Annotated in this window: 18 protein-coding genes and 1 tRNA gene; 5 read left to right on the plus strand and 14 right to left on the minus strand. The window is 62.9% G+C overall.

Annotated elements, in window-relative coordinates; genetic code table 11:
• Positions 1-3: 3 nt before the first annotated feature.
• Positions 4-1,674 (minus strand): amidohydrolase, encoded by a 1,671-nt coding sequence (locus tag ACODSO_RS16695; RefSeq protein ID WP_489037900.1) that lies wholly within the window; start codon positions 1,672-1,674, stop codon positions 4-6.
• A gap of 93 nt (positions 1,675-1,767) precedes the next feature.
• Positions 1,768-3,021, minus strand: coding sequence for an MFS transporter (locus tag ACODSO_RS16700; RefSeq protein ID WP_489037901.1), 1,254 nt, complete (start codon positions 3,019-3,021; stop codon positions 1,768-1,770).
• Between the two features lie 150 nt (positions 3,022-3,171).
• Between ACODSO_RS16700 and ACODSO_RS16705 the strand changes: the two genes are divergently transcribed.
• Both ACODSO_RS16705 and ACODSO_RS16710 read left to right on the plus strand, forming a co-directional pair.
• The gene (locus ACODSO_RS16705; protein WP_489037902.1) at positions 3,172-4,347 is read left to right on the plus strand and encodes an RsbRD N-terminal domain-containing protein; all 1,176 of its coding nucleotides are present in this window, start codon (positions 3,172-3,174) and stop codon (positions 4,345-4,347) included.
• 266 nt (positions 4,348-4,613) lie between these two features.
• Complete coding sequence (locus tag ACODSO_RS16710) at positions 4,614-4,904, plus strand: hypothetical protein (protein WP_489037903.1); 291 nt, start codon at positions 4,614-4,616, stop codon at positions 4,902-4,904.
• Between the two features lie 769 nt (positions 4,905-5,673).
• Here ACODSO_RS16710 and ACODSO_RS16715 read toward each other — a convergent pair.
• From ACODSO_RS16715 to ACODSO_RS16730, 4 genes are read right to left on the minus strand one after another with little or no spacing between them, the layout of a single operon-like run.
• A complete protein-coding gene (locus tag ACODSO_RS16715; RefSeq protein ID WP_489037904.1) occupies positions 5,674-6,792 on the minus strand; it encodes a GGDEF domain-containing protein in 1,119 nt (372 codons plus the stop codon).
• The gene (locus ACODSO_RS16720; protein WP_068378378.1) at positions 6,785-7,336 is read right to left on the minus strand and encodes a DUF6924 domain-containing protein; all 552 of its coding nucleotides are present in this window, start codon (positions 7,334-7,336) and stop codon (positions 6,785-6,787) included. The genes ACODSO_RS16715 and ACODSO_RS16720 overlap by 8 nt, the downstream gene beginning before the upstream one ends.
• 43 nt (positions 7,337-7,379) lie before the next feature.
• A complete protein-coding gene (locus tag ACODSO_RS16725; RefSeq protein ID WP_489037905.1) occupies positions 7,380-8,330 on the minus strand; it encodes an alpha/beta hydrolase in 951 nt (316 codons plus the stop codon).
• 40 nt (positions 8,331-8,370) lie between these two features.
• Positions 8,371-9,168, minus strand: coding sequence for an SDR family NAD(P)-dependent oxidoreductase (locus ACODSO_RS16730; protein ID WP_489037906.1), 798 nt, complete (start codon positions 9,166-9,168; stop codon positions 8,371-8,373).
• A gap of 76 nt (positions 9,169-9,244) precedes the next feature.
• Here ACODSO_RS16730 and ACODSO_RS16735 point away from each other — a divergent pair, with 76 nt between their 5' ends.
• Both ACODSO_RS16735 and ACODSO_RS16740 read left to right on the plus strand, forming a co-directional pair.
• Positions 9,245-9,808 carry a TetR/AcrR family transcriptional regulator gene (locus tag ACODSO_RS16735; RefSeq protein ID WP_489037907.1) on the plus strand — a complete coding sequence of 188 codons (564 nt, stop codon included), beginning with the start codon at positions 9,245-9,247 and terminating at the stop codon, positions 9,806-9,808.
• Positions 9,805-11,118, plus strand: coding sequence for a lipase family protein (locus tag ACODSO_RS16740; RefSeq protein ID WP_068378373.1), 1,314 nt, complete (start codon positions 9,805-9,807; stop codon positions 11,116-11,118). Before ACODSO_RS16735 ends, ACODSO_RS16740 begins: the two co-directional genes overlap by 4 nt.
• 58 nt (positions 11,119-11,176) lie before the next feature.
• Here the strand turns inward: ACODSO_RS16740 and ACODSO_RS16745 are convergent, their stop codons facing one another.
• The 8 genes from ACODSO_RS16745 to ACODSO_RS16780 form a co-directional block, all read right to left on the minus strand.
• A complete protein-coding gene (locus tag ACODSO_RS16745; protein WP_489037908.1) occupies positions 11,177-12,340 on the minus strand; it encodes an epoxide hydrolase family protein in 1,164 nt (387 codons plus the stop codon).
• A 195-nt stretch (positions 12,341-12,535) separates the two neighbouring features.
• Positions 12,536-12,609, minus strand: a tRNA-Leu gene (locus ACODSO_RS16750).
• A 44-nt stretch (positions 12,610-12,653) separates the two neighbouring features.
• A complete protein-coding gene (locus ACODSO_RS16755; protein WP_489037909.1) occupies positions 12,654-14,090 on the minus strand; it encodes a short-chain fatty acid transporter in 1,437 nt (478 codons plus the stop codon).
• Positions 14,091-14,220: 130 nt separating this feature from the next.
• The gene (locus ACODSO_RS16760) at positions 14,221-15,162 is read right to left on the minus strand and encodes a Ppx/GppA phosphatase family protein (RefSeq protein ID WP_068377306.1); all 942 of its coding nucleotides are present in this window, start codon (positions 15,160-15,162) and stop codon (positions 14,221-14,223) included.
• Entirely contained in the window at positions 15,159-15,686 is a 528-nt protein-coding gene (locus ACODSO_RS16765; protein ID WP_068377307.1) for a DUF501 domain-containing protein, read from the minus strand. The genes ACODSO_RS16760 and ACODSO_RS16765 overlap by 4 nt, the downstream gene beginning before the upstream one ends.
• A complete protein-coding gene (locus tag ACODSO_RS16770) occupies positions 15,683-16,363 on the minus strand; it encodes an FtsB family cell division protein (RefSeq protein WP_489037910.1) in 681 nt (226 codons plus the stop codon). The genes ACODSO_RS16765 and ACODSO_RS16770 overlap by 4 nt, the downstream gene beginning before the upstream one ends.
• Before the next feature lie 28 nt (positions 16,364-16,391).
• Positions 16,392-17,678 carry a phosphopyruvate hydratase gene (gene eno, locus ACODSO_RS16775; protein WP_489037911.1) on the minus strand — a complete coding sequence of 429 codons (1,287 nt, stop codon included), beginning with the start codon at positions 17,676-17,678 and terminating at the stop codon, positions 16,392-16,394.
• A gap of 88 nt (positions 17,679-17,766) precedes the next feature.
• Complete coding sequence (locus ACODSO_RS16780) at positions 17,767-18,501, minus strand: lytic transglycosylase domain-containing protein (RefSeq protein WP_068377531.1); 735 nt, start codon at positions 18,499-18,501, stop codon at positions 17,767-17,769.
• 142 nt (positions 18,502-18,643) lie between these two features.
• Here ACODSO_RS16780 and efeU point away from each other — a divergent pair, with 142 nt between their 5' ends.
• Positions 18,644-19,510, plus strand: a complete 867-nt coding sequence (efeU, locus tag ACODSO_RS16785) for an iron uptake transporter permease EfeU (RefSeq protein WP_068377533.1) — start codon at positions 18,644-18,646, stop codon at positions 19,508-19,510.
• Positions 19,511-19,516: the final 6 nt, after the last annotated feature.

Here is a 19,516-nt window from a genome sequence, read left to right on the forward strand (position 1 = left end):
CCTTCACACGATCACCTGAGGTTTCGCCGAACCTGGTCGGCTGTCGTACGTGAGTTTTCCCCCGACAATCGTTGCGACGACGTCGATGTCGGTCACTTTGGAGGCAGTGAGCGGTGACTCCGTGAACACAGCGAAGTCGGCAAGCTTGCCTCGTTCGAGCGTCCCCTTGTCATCGATCTGACCGGTTGCACGCGCCGCCCATTCAGTGTGCGTGCGAAGCGCCTCCTCCGGCGTGATCGCTTCTTTAGGCGCCAACTCGTATCCGGACTCGGTACGACGGTCTATTGCAGCCTGCATGCCCCTGCGTAGGTTGTTGTCGGCGACCGGAAGGTCGGAGGAACCTGCGAGGACAACACCCGCGTCGATGACGGTCCTTCCTCGGTAAAGCCAGGACTCCCGGTTGCTCCCCACCAGGTCGGCGATCTGATCACCTAGGGGCCCGATGAAGCCGGCTTGTGGAGTCACTGCAATCGCGAGCTCGCCGGCACGGAGAACCTGATCCGGTCTGGCAATACCGAAATGCTCGATTCGGCACGGCGCCGCATGTCGGCCATAACTCTTCTGGGCTTCTTCGATCAGATCGAGTGCTAGGTCTATCGCCGCGTCCCCGATGGCGTGCAGTGCAAGTGGCCAGCCGGACCGATACGCAGCGAGTACTCGCTTTCGATACTCTTCGGGCGTGTCCAGGAGATAGCCTCGGTTGTGATCGTGTCCGCAAAAGTCTTCGGTCACTGCCGCCGTCGCCCCCAGCAACGAGCCGTCGAGGAAAACTTTGACGTGGCCCAATCGAAGGTGGTCGTCACCGAAGCCATACCGAATCCCGAGATCCAGCCCAAAACCGGTCGCCTCGCCGTGAAAGTCCGCAGAGTGTGCGGCAAGTGGCCGAAGCGCGTCGATCGTGGGCATCAGCTGGGCGCGGGCGTGGAGATGATTGCGCTCCGATGCCAGTTGGTAAGCCGCAATCTCGATGGAGCTGTGTCCTATCCATCCCCCACCGACACCGGCTTCGGTGAAGCTTGTTATGCCTTGTGCAGCAAACCTTGTGGTTGCTTCGTCGATCGCCTCCACAAGTTGCTCGGTGGAGTAGGGCAGGAGCAACGATTGGACCAAACCCTGCGCCGACTCTTCGACCAGACCGGTGAAATGCCCGTCGCCATCCCTACCCATCATGCCGCCGGCGGGCACTTCGAAGCCGTCGTCGAAAGCACCGATGAGCCGTAAGGTGGCGGTGTTCGCGATTGCGGCGTGGCCCGAGGTGTGCCGCAAGTACAACGGTCGATCGCCGGTCAGGTTGTCGAGTCGATCTATCTCAGGAAGCTGGCCATTGTAGTGGCCCTGGTTGAAGCCGGTGCCGTGCACCCAGGCACCGGTATCGTCACCGATGCGCTCGACCTCCGACTCGATCAGTCCGTAGAGATCGTTCAAACAGGTGGCGCGGCTCAGATCGACAGCCGACAGTCCAAGGCCCCACCAGACAGTGTGACAGTGGGCGTCGATCAGACCAGGTGTCATACACGCGTCTCCGAAGTCCAGTGTTCGGGTCGCCTCGATACCGGCAATTTCGTCGTCGAATCCGACGATTCGGCCACCGATCACCCCGACAGCCGTGGCGGCTGGCCGGGCGCGATCCATGGTGATGATTTCTCGCGCCCGCACGCAGAGGTCGAGTTTCATGAGTATGTCCCGTCCGTGATCAGTGCTTGAAGCCCGGAAGGTCCACACTGAACCTTGGCGCGATCGCACCTGCCGATGCGGTGATCAGCGATATCAATGCAAGGACAAGGGCGGCCGGCCACAGTGATCCTGTGCGGCAGCGACGAGACTGGTTACCAGAAGTGGAACGAACCCCGCAACCATGGCGGCCGTGTTGTTCGCGACGGCCACACCTGTGAAGCGAGTGGCCGCGGGGAACAGTCCAGTCAGGACGGCACCGGTACCGGCGTAGGGAAACGACAACGTCGCCACAGCCAGTGTCATCGACAACACGACAAGGACGGGAACGCCGGAGTTCAGCAGTAGAAATGCGGGCAAAGCCACTACAGCAGAGGCGATCCCACCCCAGAAAATAACCCGGCTCGAACCGTATCGCGCGCCCAACCGACCACTGAGAAGGATGACGAAGACTTCGACTACAGCCGCGACAATGGTCCCGAGAAGCATCAATGTTCGGCTGTATCCGAGTACGTTCACTCCGTACCACACACAGAAAGTGGTGACGAGGTAAAAGCCGCCCATTCCGAGCAGTGACGCGGCCATACCGATCACAATTTGACGCCAGCTCTGTCTGAACGCCGTGCTCACTGGATTGCTCGATAGCTCTCCAGCTTCCTCGAGCTGACGGAAGACTGGAGATTCTTCGAGCTTGCGTCGAATGTAGACGGCGAGAAGAAGCAGCGGCAACGACAGGAGGAATGGAATGCGCCAACCCCAGGAATCGAAGTTCTGCTGCGAAATCGAAATGGTGACAAGGAAGAACCCTCCAGACGACAGAATCGTCCCGATTGGGGATCCGATGAGAGGAATGACGGCGTATCGCGCTCGAAGATGCAGTGGAGCATTCTCCACGACCAAGGTCAAGGCGCCGGACCATTCACCTCCGACGAACAATCCCTGCACAATTCTCAGCAACACGAGCAGGACGGGCGCGGTGATTCCTATCGCCGCGTAGGTGGGCAGGATCCCGATCAGGGCCGTGATGAATCCGATACCGACGATCGTGATCATCAGTGTCTTTCGGCGACCGATCCGATCGCCCATCGCGCCGAAAACGATGCCGCCGATCGGCCTGGCGGCTACGCCCACGCCGAAGGTCGCGAACGAGGCCAGAGCAGCCACCGTCGCATTGCCGGTGGTGAAGTACTGGACGTTGAAGACCAGAGCGGCTGCGGCGCTGAACAGAAAGAAGTCGTAGTACTCCAGAACAGAGCCGACCAGAGCGCCGAAGGCGACTTTGTTCGCGCTCTTCCTGTCGAGTTCATGTACGGCGCCGAACTCGATCGACGTCGATTGTGTGTACGTCATAACTCTCCATCAGGGAGGAGGGATTCGGTCTGCTTTCATCCCCGGGGGATTTCGGCCTGGTGCAAGCATTGCAGGTAATTTCCTCACTGTCCCTAGGCATTCCCCGCCGAATGAGTGCCTATTCTTGTGCATTTGCACTATCCTGGACCGGTGAATCGCGTGGAACCTCAACGGCTCGGTGACGAACCCAACCCTCGCGACTCGCGTAGATGGCAGGAGTTGCTCGACGGTCTCGACGTCATCGAGCTGACTGATACCTTCATCGAGCGTGTCGCCTCCATCGCCGGGTACGACTCGTCACCTCTGCCGACTTCCGAGATCGAACGCACTGGCCGGATGGCCTTCACCGCCATGCTCCAGGGGCTCCGCGCAGGCGGTCTACCCAATTTCGTCCCCGTTGCAAACGACGTCGGCACCTCGCGGGCTCGAGCGGGAATACCGATCACCTCGTTGATGAGTGCAATTCGGTTGGATTACAACGTGTTGTGGGAGGCACTCACCTCGGCGTCTTTCCCGAGCGACGCCGAACTATTGGTCCGGCACACGTGGATTGTGCTTCGAACCGTCGACGAATACGCCGCCCAGACCCAACGGGCATATATGGCCGAGCGAGACCGGATGCTGAGAGAGGAATCCTCCGCGCTGCAAGGCCGTATCGCAAATTTGTTTCAGGATCCCCGATCCACGGACACGGATCGGGTGGATGCGATTGCGGCCGAGCTCGGAATCCCTCCGCGTGCGCCCCTTCTGGTCATCGGAGCAGCCGGCGACGATATTCCGCCGTTGCGGGTGTACATATCCGAAACAGAACGCTCCGGAACACCCGTGTACACGCACTACCTCGGCGATGCATTGATTGCCTTCATGCGCAGAGCGGATCTCGAGGGGTCTCATGCCACCGAGCTCGACCCCGGCATCCTTGCACTTCGCGTCGGGCTGGTCGCGTCCGACGATGGCCTGCGCGGTCTTCGAGCGGCCGCCAACATCGCGCGCGACCTCGCCAGAACGATCACACGCGCGGACACTGCCGCCGTCACCTGGAGTCGCGGGTGGGCGCGGCTTGCGAGGGCCGGTTTGGAGGAGCGCAGAAAAGGACTACTCATCGATGTCGAGGATGCTCTGGCGTCCTGCGGCGATTCGGAGCGCATCCGACTCGAGGAATGTGTTCGCAGTTATCTGAAGACAGGAAGCATCGGGCGGACCGCGGACGAACTGTTCTGCCATCGCAACACTGTGTCGAATCGCCTCCATCGGTTCGCCAAGATCACCGGTGTGGATCCAACGATTCCCGAGCAATCGGCGCGGCTTGTCGTGGGCTGGTCGTGACGATCGCATCGAAACGTCAAGCAAGTCTGCCCACAACGGACTGCGCTTGCGCGATGGTTCTGCGTCGACCCGGCGATTGTCCGGTAATTCGCTTGTAAGCCCGTCTGAATGCAGCTCCGGAGGTGTACGCCGGTGGATCGCTGAGATAGCCCCCTCCAATCGCGGATCACGCGGATAGCGGCCCTCGGTCTTGCCCTACTACCCGAATCCACGGCTTGTACATATCTCTGGTCATTCTCTGGGGCCTCGCGTTCGGCGGAGTGTCGGTGGCATGGTCGACTTGGTCCACACGCACAGTGCCCGACAAGGCCGTCTTCACGGTGTTCGGCGATATCTTGATCGCGTCGGCTCTGTTCATCTCGTTGTCCGTCAAGTCTCAAGATTTCGAGACGCTGCACGCCGTTCGGATCCAAGGGATCGCACAAGCCGAAGGGGTTGCCGAAGGTATCGGGTACTCAACCGATACGGTTCAACTCGTACTCGACGACGCCGTCGCACGCGGACTTGCGAAGTCACGCACCGGCGGTCGCGTGCAGGAATTCGGTGCGCAACCTTGATCTCGGCACGAGTCGGCCGTCCGGAGCGAAGTCCTAGAACGCGGAGATGCCCGCGTTCAACTGATTTCTTGGCCCGTCAGACGTCGGCGGTTCCGGGTCGGTTCTCCGCCACGGCGTACTCGCAGGTTCGCGGGCAGAGTTGCAGCGACGAGATCGTGGGCGGACGGAGACATGCCGGTGGTGCGGTGCTTGTGGTTGATCGCGGCGATTCGCGTGCTAATGGTTGCGGCGACGCATCAACGCGGCATGCCCGTTGCGGTCGCGCCAGGCAGTGAAGCGACCGCGGTCGCGTAGGTGCGCCGGCCCCCTCCGAGCGGGATGATTCGACCGTGCCCGGCGATGCTAGCGGAAACCGCCGGAGGGATGTCGGGGACGACCGCGGCCGCCGCCGCGTCGCTCGCGCCGCCAATCTGCTGTGCTCGGCCTGGTCGAAAGTCCGTATCGAAAGCCTACGCAGGAAACCTGTTATACAAAAACTCTTCCATGAGTGGACACGAAAGGTCACGGCTATCGACGAGGTCAGACAGCTCACCCAGACCGAGTTGTGACAGCCTCGTGGCACCGAGCCACGCTCGGAGTCGACCATTCAACACGAAAACCGACCTGAGCTGCACAAATGTGAACATACGCCGTCGGAGAACATACCGTCCGACGCGGATCTCGAATCCGCTGTCTCGGTGGTCCACTCAGATCCGTGGGAGACCACCGACGTCCATATGTCGACAGTGTGCCGCGGATGCCTCATCGCACATTCCTGGCAGCAATACTCTCAATTCGGACTCTCCGCGATGCGTGGGCGAGCCAGAGCAATACGGTTGCGACCGTTACGTTTTGCAGTGAAGAGAGCATCGTCGGCGGCGGCCAGTGTCCCGTCGAATACTTCCCGGGAGGTGCTGCGTTCCATTTGAGGCAACGAAGCGCCGATGCTGACCGTGATCGCGATGTCGTCGTCGACGTTGTGTACAGCACGACGCAACCTGTCTGCGAACTCGCCGAGGGTCGGCGTCGGATCCGGAACAAGTACGACGAATTCGTCGCCACCCAGTCTCGCGACGACGGCGTGCCGGCCGGCAGACATGGTCAGGCGCATCGCTGTCAGTCTCAGTGCCACATCACCCGCTGAATGGCCGTGGTGGTCGTTGATTGCTTTGAAGTGGTCGATGTCGATCAGCAGGATTGCGGGGTAGACAGCGCCGTCTCTGGTGCCGATTGCTCTGGCCTCGAGGCCCCGCCGGTTCAGCACTCCGGTCAACGGGTCCGTCATCGCATCGGACAGGTGTACCCGAGAAGACGTCAACACCGCACTCGAAAACGCCGACAGAAGCGTGACAGAGCCGTTGATCACGATGACGGCCACCACCACTCGCAGCACGATCGATACGGTGTCGGCAGTGTCCGTTGCCAGCGCCATGGCTCCGAGCGCAAGCACGTAAGCGGTGCTCCACACGACGTGGAACCAGATGACCTTCGCTCGAGCGAAGTGGGCGGCATATGCACCGACCAACGCGAGCAGCATCGCACCCTGCATCGACGTTGTGGGATCTGCGAAAGTCGCTGTGACGGAGGTGACTCCGAGTTCACAGTAGACAACGAACCAGTTGTTGACGGCTGCTCGGCGGGACCACCAGTCGATACTGAACTCGGCCTTGCTCATTGCTAGTGCAACGGGGATCGTGCTGATGCAGACGGTGTAGGTCAACGCTGCGCCGAGACCATCGGTGGGGCCGTCCTGTGTGAATGTGGTACCGATACCGACGAGGCCGAACAACAGAGTCAGTACGACGACTCCGATGCGCAGCTGGTGGTCGGGTGTGTCGGTGGGCGAGCGAGGGTCGCCGGGTCTGTGGGCGGACCCGGAGGTCGCCGAGGACTCCCGGTGTCTACCCATAGGTTCCGTCTCGCGTCATCGCCGTCCTCCAACCCAGGCTAGCTCGAATCGCGTCGCTTACGTTTGTTGCGAGATCGCCGGCCTCGTCGAGGTCGGTCCGCTCGAAATTGCGAAGTGCGGGTGCAGTGTGCAGCATCGACAACCGATTCGGTTCGCCCACGTGCCCGGTGTCCGTCTGTCGATCGAGGCCCAAACGGAAAGCTCGGGATGGGGCCATGCGGGTCATCGGTATCCGCTCGGCGTCACGTGGAACTGCTGAACAGTCGATGGTGAGCAGCATTCGATCGTGGCGTACGAACGTCTGCTTGTCTGCGATCGCCACGTACAGTCCGTCGTTCGCCTCCGCGCGTGTGGCCAGTCGGGTGAGGACCCGCTGGATGCGCTGATGACACTGCGTCTGGTCCGAAGACAGAACCAGTGCCGCGCCCGATACTGCGGATCGTGCGCTGCGGGCTTGCTCCGTCAGGGCATTCCACACGGCGTCGCCACCGCCGAAGTACGTTCGCAGCAACCAGAGTTCGGAACTGCTCGAGCCGTTGGGCATGATGATCCAATCCGAGAACGATAGGGTGCAGCGAACCGCACGATCAGGCGGAGGGAACCGTCCGTAGTTTCAAGGGCACGTTGTCGGCCAGAAACATCAGTTGATCTCGTATCACCGAGGAGAACAGTGGCTCGATGTACGGGTCGAAATGACCGCCTGAGTAGGTACGTACCGTGGCTTTGCGAACTTTTGCCGCGGCGCGTTGCGCGACGGACGCCGGGGTGACGGAATCGTCGGACGCGATCTGCACCAGCGTGGGGCAGTCGATCGCGGACATCGTACGGCCCGGAGAGTACCGCCAGATCTTCAGCAGTATCCGCGCCGCCACAGTCTCGGGGTAGTCGCCGTCGGTCAGGCCCGACTCGAGGACCAAGCGGTCACGCCCTTTCATCGCGTCGGGTGAGACCATCACAGCGCGTGCGCCAGGCAGCCCGACACTGTCGACGTAGTGCGGCGATCGCCCGAGGACGGCGCGGACGCTGTCGGTGATGGCGGCCGGTGCCAGCCGCAACGCCTGTCTGAACCCGGTCGCGCGAACGGCGGCAATGCCGTCGATGTGGGGCACCTGGGCTATGACCGCTGCAAATCGAACGCCGTTGCCCGCCAACGTGAGTACGTGCCCGCCGGCGAAGGACGTGCCCCACCCGACGATTCGGTTCTCGTTGACGCCGTCGAGCGAGCGAGCGAAGTCGACTGCGTTGCGCCAATCGGCAAGCTGCGAACTCACGTCCAACAGCTGGCGCGGTTCGCCGTCACTGTCCCCGAAGAACCGATAGTCGAAGACGCAGACCACGTAACCGGCCTCGACGAAACGCTCGGCGTACGCGTACAGGCGCATCGCCCGAGGAGAGCCGAATCCGTGCGCCATCACGATTGCCGGTTGCGCACTGGCTGCGGACATACCAGGACGAAAGACCGTAGCCGCGCAACGAACTCCGTCCGACATGAACGATGTTTCGGTTCGGGTGAAGCCGGTGTGGTCGTCGGTGGTCATGCGTTTGTCTCTCTGTTCTGCAGCAGGTGGCGATCGGATCTCACAGTTTGAAAGGGTTGAGGGTCTTGCCGAGGTAGTAGCCGATGCGAGTCGGAATCGGCTTCGCTGCAGCAGCAGTTACTTTGTTGACCATCCCGGGCACGCACACCGGCGTGCCGTTGTTCACTGCCCGCCATCCTTCTCGGACGACGTCCTCGGGGGTCTGCCACAGGAGAGAGGGCAGTTTGGAGGTCGCTGCATCTCGGGTTCCCATGACGTCGTGGAACTCACTGTGGGTGAACCCAGGGCAAAGCGCAGTCACGTGGACGCCGTGCGGCCGCAACTCCATGTCGAGTGCTTGCGACATGTCGAGCACATAGGACTTGATTCCGGTGTACAGCAGACTTGCACCAGGTGGAAGCAACGCCGCCAACGACGACAGATTCACGACCCGGCCGTATCCGCGTTCTTTCATGCCGGGCACCGTGAGATGAGTGAGTTCGGTGACGGCAGTGACCATCACCTGTATCTCCGCGGCGAGTGCGTCGAACGGCGCATCTGCGAACGTGGAGTTCCCCGACATGCCCGCGTTGTTGACCAGGATATCGACGTCGACGCCGCGGGATTTCGTTTCTTCGACGATGGCCCGGGGCGCTGAGCGATCGGAGAGATCCGCAGGCAAGACGTCGCATCGCACATCGTGCTGGGACGACAACTCGTCCGCCAGTGCGGTGAGTCGGTCCTCGCGCCGCGCGACGAGAACGAGGTTGTGCCCCTCGGCCGCGAGGTGTCGAGCAAATGCCGCCCCTATGCCCGCTGATGCTCCGGTGATCAGCGCAGTTCTTTCAGTCTTCGACATCGACGGGCCCCCCTCTTGAACGGTATCCAAGGACGGTATCAGGCTCTTGAAGACCATTCAAGATATAGTTCGTCGTATGCCCAGGAATCGCGGACTCCACGACCGGGAGAGCAAGCGAGAGGACATCGTGGTCGCCGCGCGCGAGATGTTCGTGTCCGACGGCTTCGATCGCACCTCGATCAGCCGTCTTGCGAAAGCAGCAGGCGTCACCGCGAACACGCTGTACTGGTACTTCGGCGACAAAGACGACATCCTGGTCGCTGTTCTGACGGCCATCGCCGCCGAGGACGCAACGGACTACCTCGACGTCGTCGATCTACCACTGGCCGACCGGCTGTTCTGGCTGGTAGAGCGGCTACGAAGAGTCGGTCCATTGGTCTCCACCGTTCACGATCGGGTGACCGAGTCCGAGGCCATCGATCAATGGCACAACGGGTTTCATGCCTTCGCGGAATCGCTGTTCGCCGCCGATATCGAAGCTGCAGGCCTGTCCGGGGAGGCGGCCGATGCCATGCTCCGCATCGGTACGTTCGTCGTCGAGGGATTGCTGACTCACGCGGCGTCACATGCAGTCTCCCGAGCAGTAATCGAGCAACTCGTCGAAGCCATCGCACCCGCACCAGGAAGAGATTCACCATGAGTATCGAACCCGTTGCCGCGTCGACCGGTCGTCCGCGAGTCACGGCCGACCACGCCGACTCGGAGTCGAGCATCACGATTCCGAGCATGGACCCGTTCTATCGGGCCCCGGCCGATTTCGAGAGCGCGGAGCCGGGGACCGTGTTGCGGTCCCGCGAGGTGACCCTCGCGTTGTTCGGCGTCATTCGACAGAAGGTGTCTGCGTGGCAACTTCTGTACCGGACCACCGGCCTCGACGGGGCAGCGCGTGTCGCGGTCACGACGGTGATTCTTCCGGCCGGGGGCCGACAGCGACCGCATCGCGCTCTGCTGTCCTATCAGTGCGCGATCGACGCCGTGTCGGATCGGTGCTTCCCGTCTTATGTCCTGCGTGCGGGCGCTCGAGCCGTCGGCTCCGTGCCGCAGTTCGAGTTCATGATCATCCTGTACGCACTGCGCCGCGGATGGGTTCTGTCCCTTCCCGATCACGAGGGCATGAACGGGCAGTGGGGAGCACCCATCGAACCTGGCTACTGCATACTCGACGGCGCCCGTGCGGCACTGTCTTTCGAGCCGCTCGACCTCGCCGCTACCACCCCTGTCGCGTTGTGGGGGTACTCGGGCGGCGGGTTGGCGACGTCATGGGCCGCCGAGGCTGCGGCCGACTACGCTCCTGAACTCGACATCGTCGGTGCTGCACTCGGATCGCCCGTCGGCGATCCCGGGTCCGCATTTTCCCGCCTCAACGGCACGATCTTCGCGGCGCTGCCCGCGATGGTGGTGGAGGGCTTACGTCGCACCTACCCCGTGCTCGACCGCCTCGTTCGCGAACACGTTGCTGCTGCGGGGCTCGAGAACCTCTCATCCCTGCACCGCAAGACGACAGTGCACGCAGTCGTGTCCATGATGATGCACGATCTGGAGCGGCACCTCGACATCCCGATGGCAGACCTCCTGGCGACACCCGAGATAGCGCAGATTTTTCAGGATATTCAGCCCGGCAAGTCGGCACCCAAGTTTCCGCTTCTCGTGGTGCAGGCGGTGCATGATCCGATGATCGACGTGGACGACGTGGACGGGCAAGTACGCCGGTATCGCGCTGCGGGAGCGAACGTCACGTACATCCGTGATCGTCTCAGCGAACACCTGTCGCTGCACCCGATCGCAGCCCCCGTCACTCTGGATTGGCTCTCCGATCGCTTCGCGGGCAAGCCGACCGACGAATCTTCGACGAACACCGTGTGGTCACTGGCGGGATCATTGCCGGGGTTGCGCGGATTGCTCGGACTCGCTGCTTCCACCGGACGCGCGTTCGCAGGCCGGATCGATTGATACCCGACGGCAGAAGCCACAGCGAGTGAGCCCCACCTCCAGCGGCCCGAGAGGTCGGTCAACCAGCCGACGGTAACGCGGACAGAAACGAGCGCAGATCCGCGGCAAGATGCACCGGCTCCTCCATCGCCGCAAAGTGACCACCGTGATCCGGAACCTCGGTCCAGTGCACGATGTCGAACTGCTGTTCCGCAAGGTGCCTGATGCCGATGTCGTGCGCGAACATGATGGCACCGACCGGTTGCGACGGCTTTGCCTGCGGACCGGCCCACGCCCCACCCTCCGCCGCGTACACGGTGTAGGCGGCACTCCCGGCGCTCCGCGTCAACCAGTACAGGGTGACGTGGGCGAGTATCCGATTACGGCCGAGGGTGCCATCCGGTTCCTCGTCGAACGGGTAGGTCCACGCGCGAAATTTGTCCAGCATCCATGACAACTGACCGATCGGACTGTCGGTCAGGGCAGCACCGATCAACTGCGGACGCGTCGACTGGATGGAGATGTACCCGAACTCCGACTCCAGGAACTCGCCCACCCGCCGGTAGCGGTCCAATTCGGTTTCGGTGCAACGCTTTTGCTCCGCCTCGTCGGGTTCCCGGAACGGCGCACCGATGGACCCGTTGACATGAATGGCCATGCAGTGCTCCGGATCGAGACGACCCATCGCCGGTGCAAGTCCGGCACCGTAATCACCGCCCTGCACCACATAGGAGCCATACCCGAGAACACTCATCAACTCGACGAACGCCTGCGCGACGCGATCGGTACTCCACCCGTCGCCGGACAACGGTGTGGAGAATGCGAATCCGGGGACGGATGGCACGATCACGTCGAAGGCCTGGACGTCGGCGTCGTTCGGCTCGGTGAGCAGTGGAATGAGGTCGAGGAACTCGAGGAACGACCCCGGCCACCCGTGGCACAGGAGCACGGGAGTCGAGTCAGCGCGCGACGACCGCACGTGCAGGTAGTGGATGCGCTGCCCGTCGATTTCCACCGTGTATTGAGGGAACGACGCGAGCCGCTTCTCCACCTCCCGCCAGCTGAAGTCGTCGACCCAGGTGGTCGCCATCGACCGCAGGACGGAGATCGGGACTCCGGTAGTCCAGTCGTCGACACCGATGGGTTCGGGCAGACGCGCATCGCGAACACGACGGGTCAGGTCGTCGAGCTCGGACTGCGGGACGTCGACTACGAACGGGATGGGAGGCGCGGTGATTGTCATAGGGTGATCCTGCGGCCTATTGCGGACAGTTATGGTCCCGAATTGCGCAGGTTGCACTGATCCGATGACGCGGGCGGCACAGGCCATATCGAATCCGCTGAGCCACAGGTCCATTCGAGACCCCCACGGTTCGCGTAAGTCCACGACACCTACCGACTGTCACCGCACTGGTTCATCGACTCCGTAGAACTGCAGTGCCCCCAGTCGGACTCGAACCGACACTGTGCGGATTTTAAGTCCGCTGCCTCTGCCAATTGGGCTATAGGGGCCACCGCTGGAGCTGGGCTCCGGCGGTGACGATCATATCGGTCTCCTACTGCCCCGGGATCACCGGCGGCACGAACTCGAAGGTCATGCCGAGCAGCCAGACGAGCAGCAGAACCACCGGGAAGTGGAAGATGAACTGCAGGAACGTGAATCCGATGAGATCACGGGCTCGCAGACCCAGCACCGCCAGCAGGGGAAGCATGAAGAACGGGTTGATCAGGTTCGGCAGGGCCTCGGCGACGTTGTAGATCTGGACGGTCCAGCCGAGGTTCATCTGCACATCCGTCGCCGACTGCATGACGTACGGCGCCTCGACCAGCCATTTGCCGCCACCGGAGGGCACGAACAGCCCCAGAATCACGGTGTAGACGGCGATGACCACGGCGAATCCCCCGCCGCTGCCGATGTCGGTGAAGAAGTTCGCCAGATGCTCGGAGATCGTGACGCCTCCCCTACCTTCCGCCTTGGTCAGGATGGCGGCCATCGACGCATACAACGGAAACTGCACCAGAATGCCCGCGGTCGCCGGAACAGCCCTGGCAACCGCATCCAGGAATCGCCTCGGCGTACCGTGCAGCACCAGACCGAGCATGAGGAACACCAACAGGTAGCCGTTCAAGGAACTGACCACGGACAGTACCGGCAGCGTCAACAGTTGCGAGACAAGCCAACCCAGCGTCATCGCACCGACGATCAGCGGCAGGATTCGGCTGTACTCCAACCACTCGCCTGGCCTCGTACGAGGAGCCGGCGCCTTGATGGTGTCGTCGAGATCGACCTCCATACTTTCCGCGGTCTTGATCGCTGCACCCTTGGGCGCCGACAGGTGCGCGATGACGACGGTGATCACGGTGATGATCAGGCACGTCACCAACGACTGCCACGTAAAGATGGTCTTGCCGAAATCGAGTACCCCGGTGACCGACAGCAAGGTCGGAGGCAACGACGCGGCAGTCGCCTGCAACTGCGCTGCGGACGAGGACATTCCGAGCGCCCACACCGCACCGAGACCCATGAACGCGGCCGCACCCAGCGCGCGGTAGTCGACCCGAAGATCGTCGCGACGCGCAATCGCACGAGCGAGCAGACCGCTGAAGACGAGGCTCAGTCCCCAGTTGAGAAAGGACACCGAACACGACAGCAGCGCTACGAAACTCACGGCACTGCTGGGGTTCTTGGGTATCAGAGCCAAGCGGGTGATCAGCCGAGCGACGGGCGGCGACGTCGCGACCACGTACCCGGTCAACACCACCATCGCCATCTGCAGCGTGAACGCCGTCAGATCCCAGAAGCCGTTGCCGAAGGCGTCCACCACGTTCTGCGGCGACGATCCGTTCGCGAACGCGGCGACCGCCACGACGATGACGCCTACCAGCGCGAAGATATAGGCGTCGGGAAACCACTTCTCGGTCGCTCGGGCCAGGGCTTGCGCAGCACGCGCGAGTCCCTTTTCCGGTGGTGCCTGCGTATCACGTGTCGTCATCGGAGATCCTTACCTCGGCGAGAGTGCTGTGATGCCAGCCACAATCGTCAAGGCTTCACCGATAGACGCCGTGATGCAAGGCGCATCACCGCAGGCACGGCCTGCAGATCTGCAGGCCATTCGGATACGGCTACTTCACCGACAGGGCAATCCCGTCGAGAATGTCGTGCTCGCTGACCACCAGCGTGCTCACAGCACCGCGACGCTCGAACTCCTCTGCGAGCACACTGCACACGATCGATCCGCCACCGATGACGTCGACCCGTCCAGGATGCATGGGGCCCAACGCCGCTCGTTGTTCGCGCGTCATATGGACGAGCCTGTCGCAGACCTCGAACAGCTCACTGAACGGCACACGCGTCAGGTGCACTTTCTCGGCGTCGTACTCCTGCAGACCCGACGCGATCGCGGCAATCGTCGTCATGGTTCCGGCAACCCCGACCCAGCTCGACGCATCGCCGATCGGCACATCCTCGAACGCCTCGTACAGCTTTTCCCGCGCGTACGCTCTCGCTCCGGCGATCTCGTCGGCGGTGGGCGGATCACTGTGCAGGAATCGTTCGGTCAACCGGACGCAGCCGATGTTCGCCGAGAATGCGGCACGAACACCCTTCGCATCACCGAGCACCAGCTCGGTAGAACCGCCACCGAGGTCGACGACCACGAAAGGCGCACCAGCAGCATCGAGTTCGCCGACGGCACCCGCGAACGACAACCGTGCTTCCTCGTCGCCGGTGATGACCTCAGCCACCGAACCGGGCACGATGGGATCGAGGATGGCGCGCGTCATCGCGAAGAAATCCTCACGGTTCGACGCATCCCGCGTGGCGGACGTCGCGACCATCCGCAGCGCCGATGCACCACTCTCGCGGATCATGCCGGCGTATTCGTCGAGTGCCACGCGCGTGCGCTCGATCGCCTCGGGCGCAAAGGAACCCGTCGCATCCACACCCTGTCCGAGACGTACCACCCGCATCTCGCGAACGACGTCGGTGAGCACACCGTCCTTGATATCGGCGATCAACAGCCTGATCGAGTTGGTACCGCAATCGATGGCAGCTACCCGAGTCATGAAGTCTCTCCGCGTAGTTCAGCAATGGTGGGCCAGTCGGCCGGAATTGCAGTGCCGCGCAACGATGTTTCAGCGGCGAGCGCCACCGACTCGTCACCGAGCGGGTTGAGACCAGGTCCCTTGGCGAGTGAATGCGCGATGAGAACATGCAGGCACTTGACGCGATCAGGCATCCCGCCACCGGTGAAATCGGTGTCGAGGGACTCGATTTCGTTGCGTTCGGCGAGGTAGGACTCGTGGGCGCGGCGATAGCCGGCAGCCAACTCCGAATCGGTACCAAGACGCTCGGTCATCTCACGCATGACACCGGCGGATTCCTGACGGCTCGCCTCGGCCGTCAGCCGGGGATCCGTCAGATAGAACAGTGTCGGGAACGGAGTGCCGTCCGGCAGCTTGGGGGCGGTTTTCACGACGCCGGGGCGACCGTCCGGGGATCGATATGCAATCTCGAGCACGCCACGGGGTTCCCGTCCGAGCTGGGCCGCCACTGCATCGAGGTCTTCTTGCGAGACAGGCGAGCTCACCCGACCGGTCCTCCTTCTATTGCTGGCGCAGGAGCCGGAACGATGGCAGGCGGGGGTACCGCCTCCTCCGTAGCACTCTCCTGCGGTTGTACTGCTGATTCCCAGAGATCCCGATACCAGGGACCCTCTGACTTCTTGGCTGCTTCTATTTCCTCGTCTGTGGGCCCGACGTCTCCGGGGAGTTGCACCGTGTACGGCGTCTCACCTGGCATAACCCATCGCAGACGAGTACGCGCCTCGGCTGCGATGCGCGTCGGATCGTTGAGTTGGGTCTTCTCGAGTTCGAGAGCGGCGACCTCTTCTTGGAGGTCGTCATGCTCCGCGGCCACCTGTTCGAGCTCGGCACGCTGCGAGAAATACGTCCGCAGCGGCATCGCAAGCGTCAACGCCAGCGCGCACACCACGACAGCGAGGATGACGGCTCGTGCCGTCGACAATCCGAAGAACGTCCGCTCGCCGCCGCCCGAGGAGGCGCGAGCGCCGATCCGCCGGGGCGCGGCGCGTCCTGCTACGACCGCGTCGCGCGCCTGGTCCGACGGTTCCGGCGCCGGCTGACCGGAGCTGCGTTGGTCTCCCGACGCAGCTCCCGTCGACCGACTGCGAGATGACTTGCGGCCACGAGGCCCGGGATCACGTCCGTTCGGACTTGTCCCAGGTCGTCCTCGTCGTGCCGCCATGTCCCACCTTCACAGAAAGAGCTCGAAACTATCCCTCGTAATTGAACCGGGGGAAAGCCAGCTCGCCCGAGTAACGCGCCGCGTCGCCGAGAGCTTCTTCGATTCTCAGCAACTGGTTGTACTTGGCGACGCGCTCGCTACGAGCCGGGGCACCGGTCTTGATCTGGCCGCTGCCGACGGCAACTGCCAGGTCAGCGATGGTCGTGTCCTCGGTCTCGCCGGAACGGTGGCTCATCATCGTCTTGTAGCCGTTGCGATGCGCGAGCTCGACCGCGTCGAGGGTCTCGGTGAGCGTGCCGATCTGGTTGACCTTCACCAGCAGCGCGTTGGCCGCACCCTTGACGATGCCGTCTTCGAGGCGCTCCGGGTTGGTGACGAAGAGGTCGTCGCCGACGAGCTGCACCTTGTCACCGATTGCCTCGGTCAGTGCGACCCAGCCGTCCCAGTCGTTCTCGTCGAGCGGATCCTCGATGGAGACAAGCGGGTAGGCGTCGACGAGTTCGCCGTAGAACGCCGACATCTCCTCGGCCGACTTGGTCTCACGCTCGAAGGCGTAGCCGGTACCTGCGGTGTAGAACTCGGTGGCCGCGACGTCGAGCGCAAGCGCGATGTCCTGACCGGGCTTGAGACCGGTCTTCTCGATCGCTTCGAGGATGAGGTCGAGCGCAGCCTTGGTGCCTGCCAGGTCGGGTGCGAAGCCGCCCTCGTCGCCGAGACCCGTCGACAGGCCCTTCGCCTTGAGGACGCCCTTCAGCGAGTGGTACACCTCGGCGCCCCAGCGCAGGGACTCCTTGAAGGTCGGCGCACCGATGGGCGCGATCATGAATTCCTGCACGTCGACGCCACTGTCTGCGTGCGCGCCACCGTTGATGATGTTCATCATCGGGACCGGCAGGATGTGTGCGTTCGGGCCACCGAGGTAGCGGAAGAGCTCGAGGCCTGCGGACTCGGCTGCAGCCTTGGCGACAGCGAGCGACACGCCCAACAGGGAGTTCGCGCCGAGGCGGGACTTGCTCGGGGTGCCGTCGAGATCGAGCAGAACCTGGTCGACAGCGCGCTGCTCGATGGCGTCGAGGCCGATGACGGCCGGTGCGATCTCGTCGAGAACTGCGTTGACTGCCTTCTCGACGCCCTTGCCGCCGTAGCGCTCGCCGCCGTCACGAAGCTCGACGGCCTCGTGCTCTCCGGTGGATGCGCCGGAGGGGACTGCCGCACGGGTCAGGGTTCCGTCGTCCAATGCGACCTCGACCTCGACCGTGGGGTTGCCACGGGAGTCGAGGATCTCGCGAGCTCCGACCTGCTCAATGATGGCCACGAATGCTTCTCCTAGTAACGGGGACGGGCGGATTGTGCCGGGTGTCAGACTAGCCGCTCCGAGGATGTCTCCGCATACTTCACCGACGTTAGGCGCTGGTTCCGACGGAGTAGGCGGAGGCAGCGTCGCGAACATCCCGGAGGTAGACGCCGGATTGGTTGTAGGCCATCAGCGCTCGTTCCCAGCCCTCGGCGGTGCGCAGATCGCCGCCGCGAGCGCACAGGTATCGAGCGGCGGTGAGGGCGGCGTCGTCGAGGTTGTCCGGGTCGGCAATTGCGTCACCGTTGGCGTCGACGCCCCACTTCTTCCAGGTCTCGGGGATGAACTGCATCGGTCCCATCGCGCGGTCGTGGACGGTGTCGCCGTCGAGCACCCCACCGTCCGTGTCCGGAATTTCGGCGATTCCCGGACCGCCGTCGAGTGGGATTCCGCGGATCACGGGGAACACGGTGCCGTCGGGCGCGACGGTCGAACCCTGATAGGTGCCGTGTCGGCTCTCGATGTAGCCGATGCCGGCGAGAGTTGTCCAGGCGATGCCGCATCCTGGCGAGGTATCGGACATGATCGCCGCCGCGTGGGCGTACGCGGCAAGTGCCGGTGCCGAGATGTTCAACGCGTCTGCCTGCGGATCTGCCCAGGCGAGCAGCAGATCGGCAGTTCGGCCTTGGGCGTTGAAGTCGATTTCCGGGACGGGTGTGCCTACCCCGGGTGGAATGCCCTCGGGAATGTCGCGCGGCGGTTCCGTCGAGCCGCAGGCCGCCACAACCAGAACCGCGGACAGCACGGTGAGCACCCAGCCCAGACGACTCTTCACTCCTCCCATCCTGCACATCAAAAGTAATAAAAACCTAAAGCGCGACATATGCGCAGGTCAACGCGGTAGCGCCCCTTCGCGAAGGGTGTATGTTTCTGTCATCCACATGAGGGTCGCCTACCCTTGTTTCCATCGCACAGGAGCATTTCTCGTGTCCGTACTCGCCGCCGGTTCGGCACCTTCGATCGCCACGCAGATGTTCGGCAGTGGTTTGATCGGGCTTCGCGAAGGCCTCGAGACAGGCATCGTCGTGATGATCCTGGTGGCGTTTCTCGTGAAATCCGACCGCCGCGACGCCCTGAAGTGGGTGTGGTTGGGCGTCGGAATCGCCGTCGCGATGGTTGCCCTGATCTTCTTCGTCATCCACTACGGCACCTCGACGGTCACCGGCCTCACCGCCGAGATCATCGCCGGGCTCGCATCCCTCGTGGCCGTGGCCATCGTCACGGCGATGGTGCTGTGGATGCGCACTGCCGCCAAGGACATGTCAGGTGAGCTGCGCTCCGGGATGGAGCGGGCACTCACCGTCGGGCCGATCGCTGTTCTGTCGTTGTCCTTCTTCGCCGTGGGTCGCGAAGGCGTCGAAACCGCGCTGCTGATGGTCGGCTACGCGGAGAACACGAACGGAAGTCTCTGGCCGCTGCTCGGATTGCTCTTCGGCATCGTCGTCGCCGCTGTGCTCACCGTGTTTCTGTACTTCGGCGCCATTCGGATCGACTTCGCCGTGTTCTTCAGATACACGGGCATCTTTCTCATCGTCGTCGCCGCAGGAATTCTGGCGTACGGAATTCGGGCGCTCCAGATCGGCGGGCTACTTCCAGGCGGCAGCTCCATCGCGTTCGACATCACCGCCCATTACGACGCCTCGAGCTGGTACGGGACCGTACTCGCCGGCATCTTCAACTTCCGACCCGAACCGACCGTCCTTCAGGCCGTCGGTTGGCTGCTCTACCTCGTCATCGTTCTGTTCCTGTTTCTCCGGCCGGTTCGCGTTCCCGAGCCTGCACTCACCTCATGAAAGGCG

Source organism: Rhodococcus sp. FG69, from assembly GCF_057808915.1.

What these genes read in the sequence shown, in the direction of transcription:
- ACODSO_RS16695 (WP_489037900.1), bottom strand. Translation starts at nt 1,674, where the DNA reads ATGAAACTCGACCTCTGCGTGCGGGCGCGAGAAATCATCACCATGGAT.
- ACODSO_RS16700 (WP_489037901.1), bottom strand. Translation starts at nt 3,021, where the DNA reads ATGACGTACACACAATCGACGTCGATCGAGTTCGGCGCCGTACATGAA.
- ACODSO_RS16715 (WP_489037904.1), bottom strand. Translation starts at nt 6,792, where the DNA reads ATGGGTAGACACCGGGAGTCCTCGGCGACCTCCGGGTCCGCCCACAGA.
- ACODSO_RS16720 (WP_068378378.1), bottom strand. Translation starts at nt 7,336, where the DNA reads ATGCCCAACGGCTCGAGCAGTTCCGAACTCTGGTTGCTGCGAACGTAC.
- ACODSO_RS16725 (WP_489037905.1), bottom strand. Translation starts at nt 8,330, where the DNA reads ATGACCACCGACGACCACACCGGCTTCACCCGAACCGAAACATCGTTC.
- ACODSO_RS16730 (WP_489037906.1), bottom strand. Translation starts at nt 9,168, where the DNA reads ATGTCGAAGACTGAAAGAACTGCGCTGATCACCGGAGCATCAGCGGGC.
- ACODSO_RS16735 (WP_489037907.1), top strand. Translation starts at nt 9,245, where the DNA reads ATGCCCAGGAATCGCGGACTCCACGACCGGGAGAGCAAGCGAGAGGAC.
- ACODSO_RS16740 (WP_068378373.1), top strand. Translation starts at nt 9,805, where the DNA reads ATGAGTATCGAACCCGTTGCCGCGTCGACCGGTCGTCCGCGAGTCACG.
- ACODSO_RS16745 (WP_489037908.1), bottom strand. Translation starts at nt 12,340, where the DNA reads ATGACAATCACCGCGCCTCCCATCCCGTTCGTAGTCGACGTCCCGCAG.
- ACODSO_RS16755 (WP_489037909.1), bottom strand. Translation starts at nt 14,090, where the DNA reads ATGACGACACGTGATACGCAGGCACCACCGGAAAAGGGACTCGCGCGT.
- ACODSO_RS16760 (WP_068377306.1), bottom strand. Translation starts at nt 15,162, where the DNA reads ATGACTCGGGTAGCTGCCATCGATTGCGGTACCAACTCGATCAGGCTG.
- ACODSO_RS16770 (WP_489037910.1), bottom strand. Translation starts at nt 16,363, where the DNA reads ATGGCGGCACGACGAGGACGACCTGGGACAAGTCCGAACGGACGTGAT.
- ACODSO_RS16780 (WP_068377531.1), bottom strand. Translation starts at nt 18,501, where the DNA reads ATGGGAGGAGTGAAGAGTCGTCTGGGCTGGGTGCTCACCGTGCTGTCC.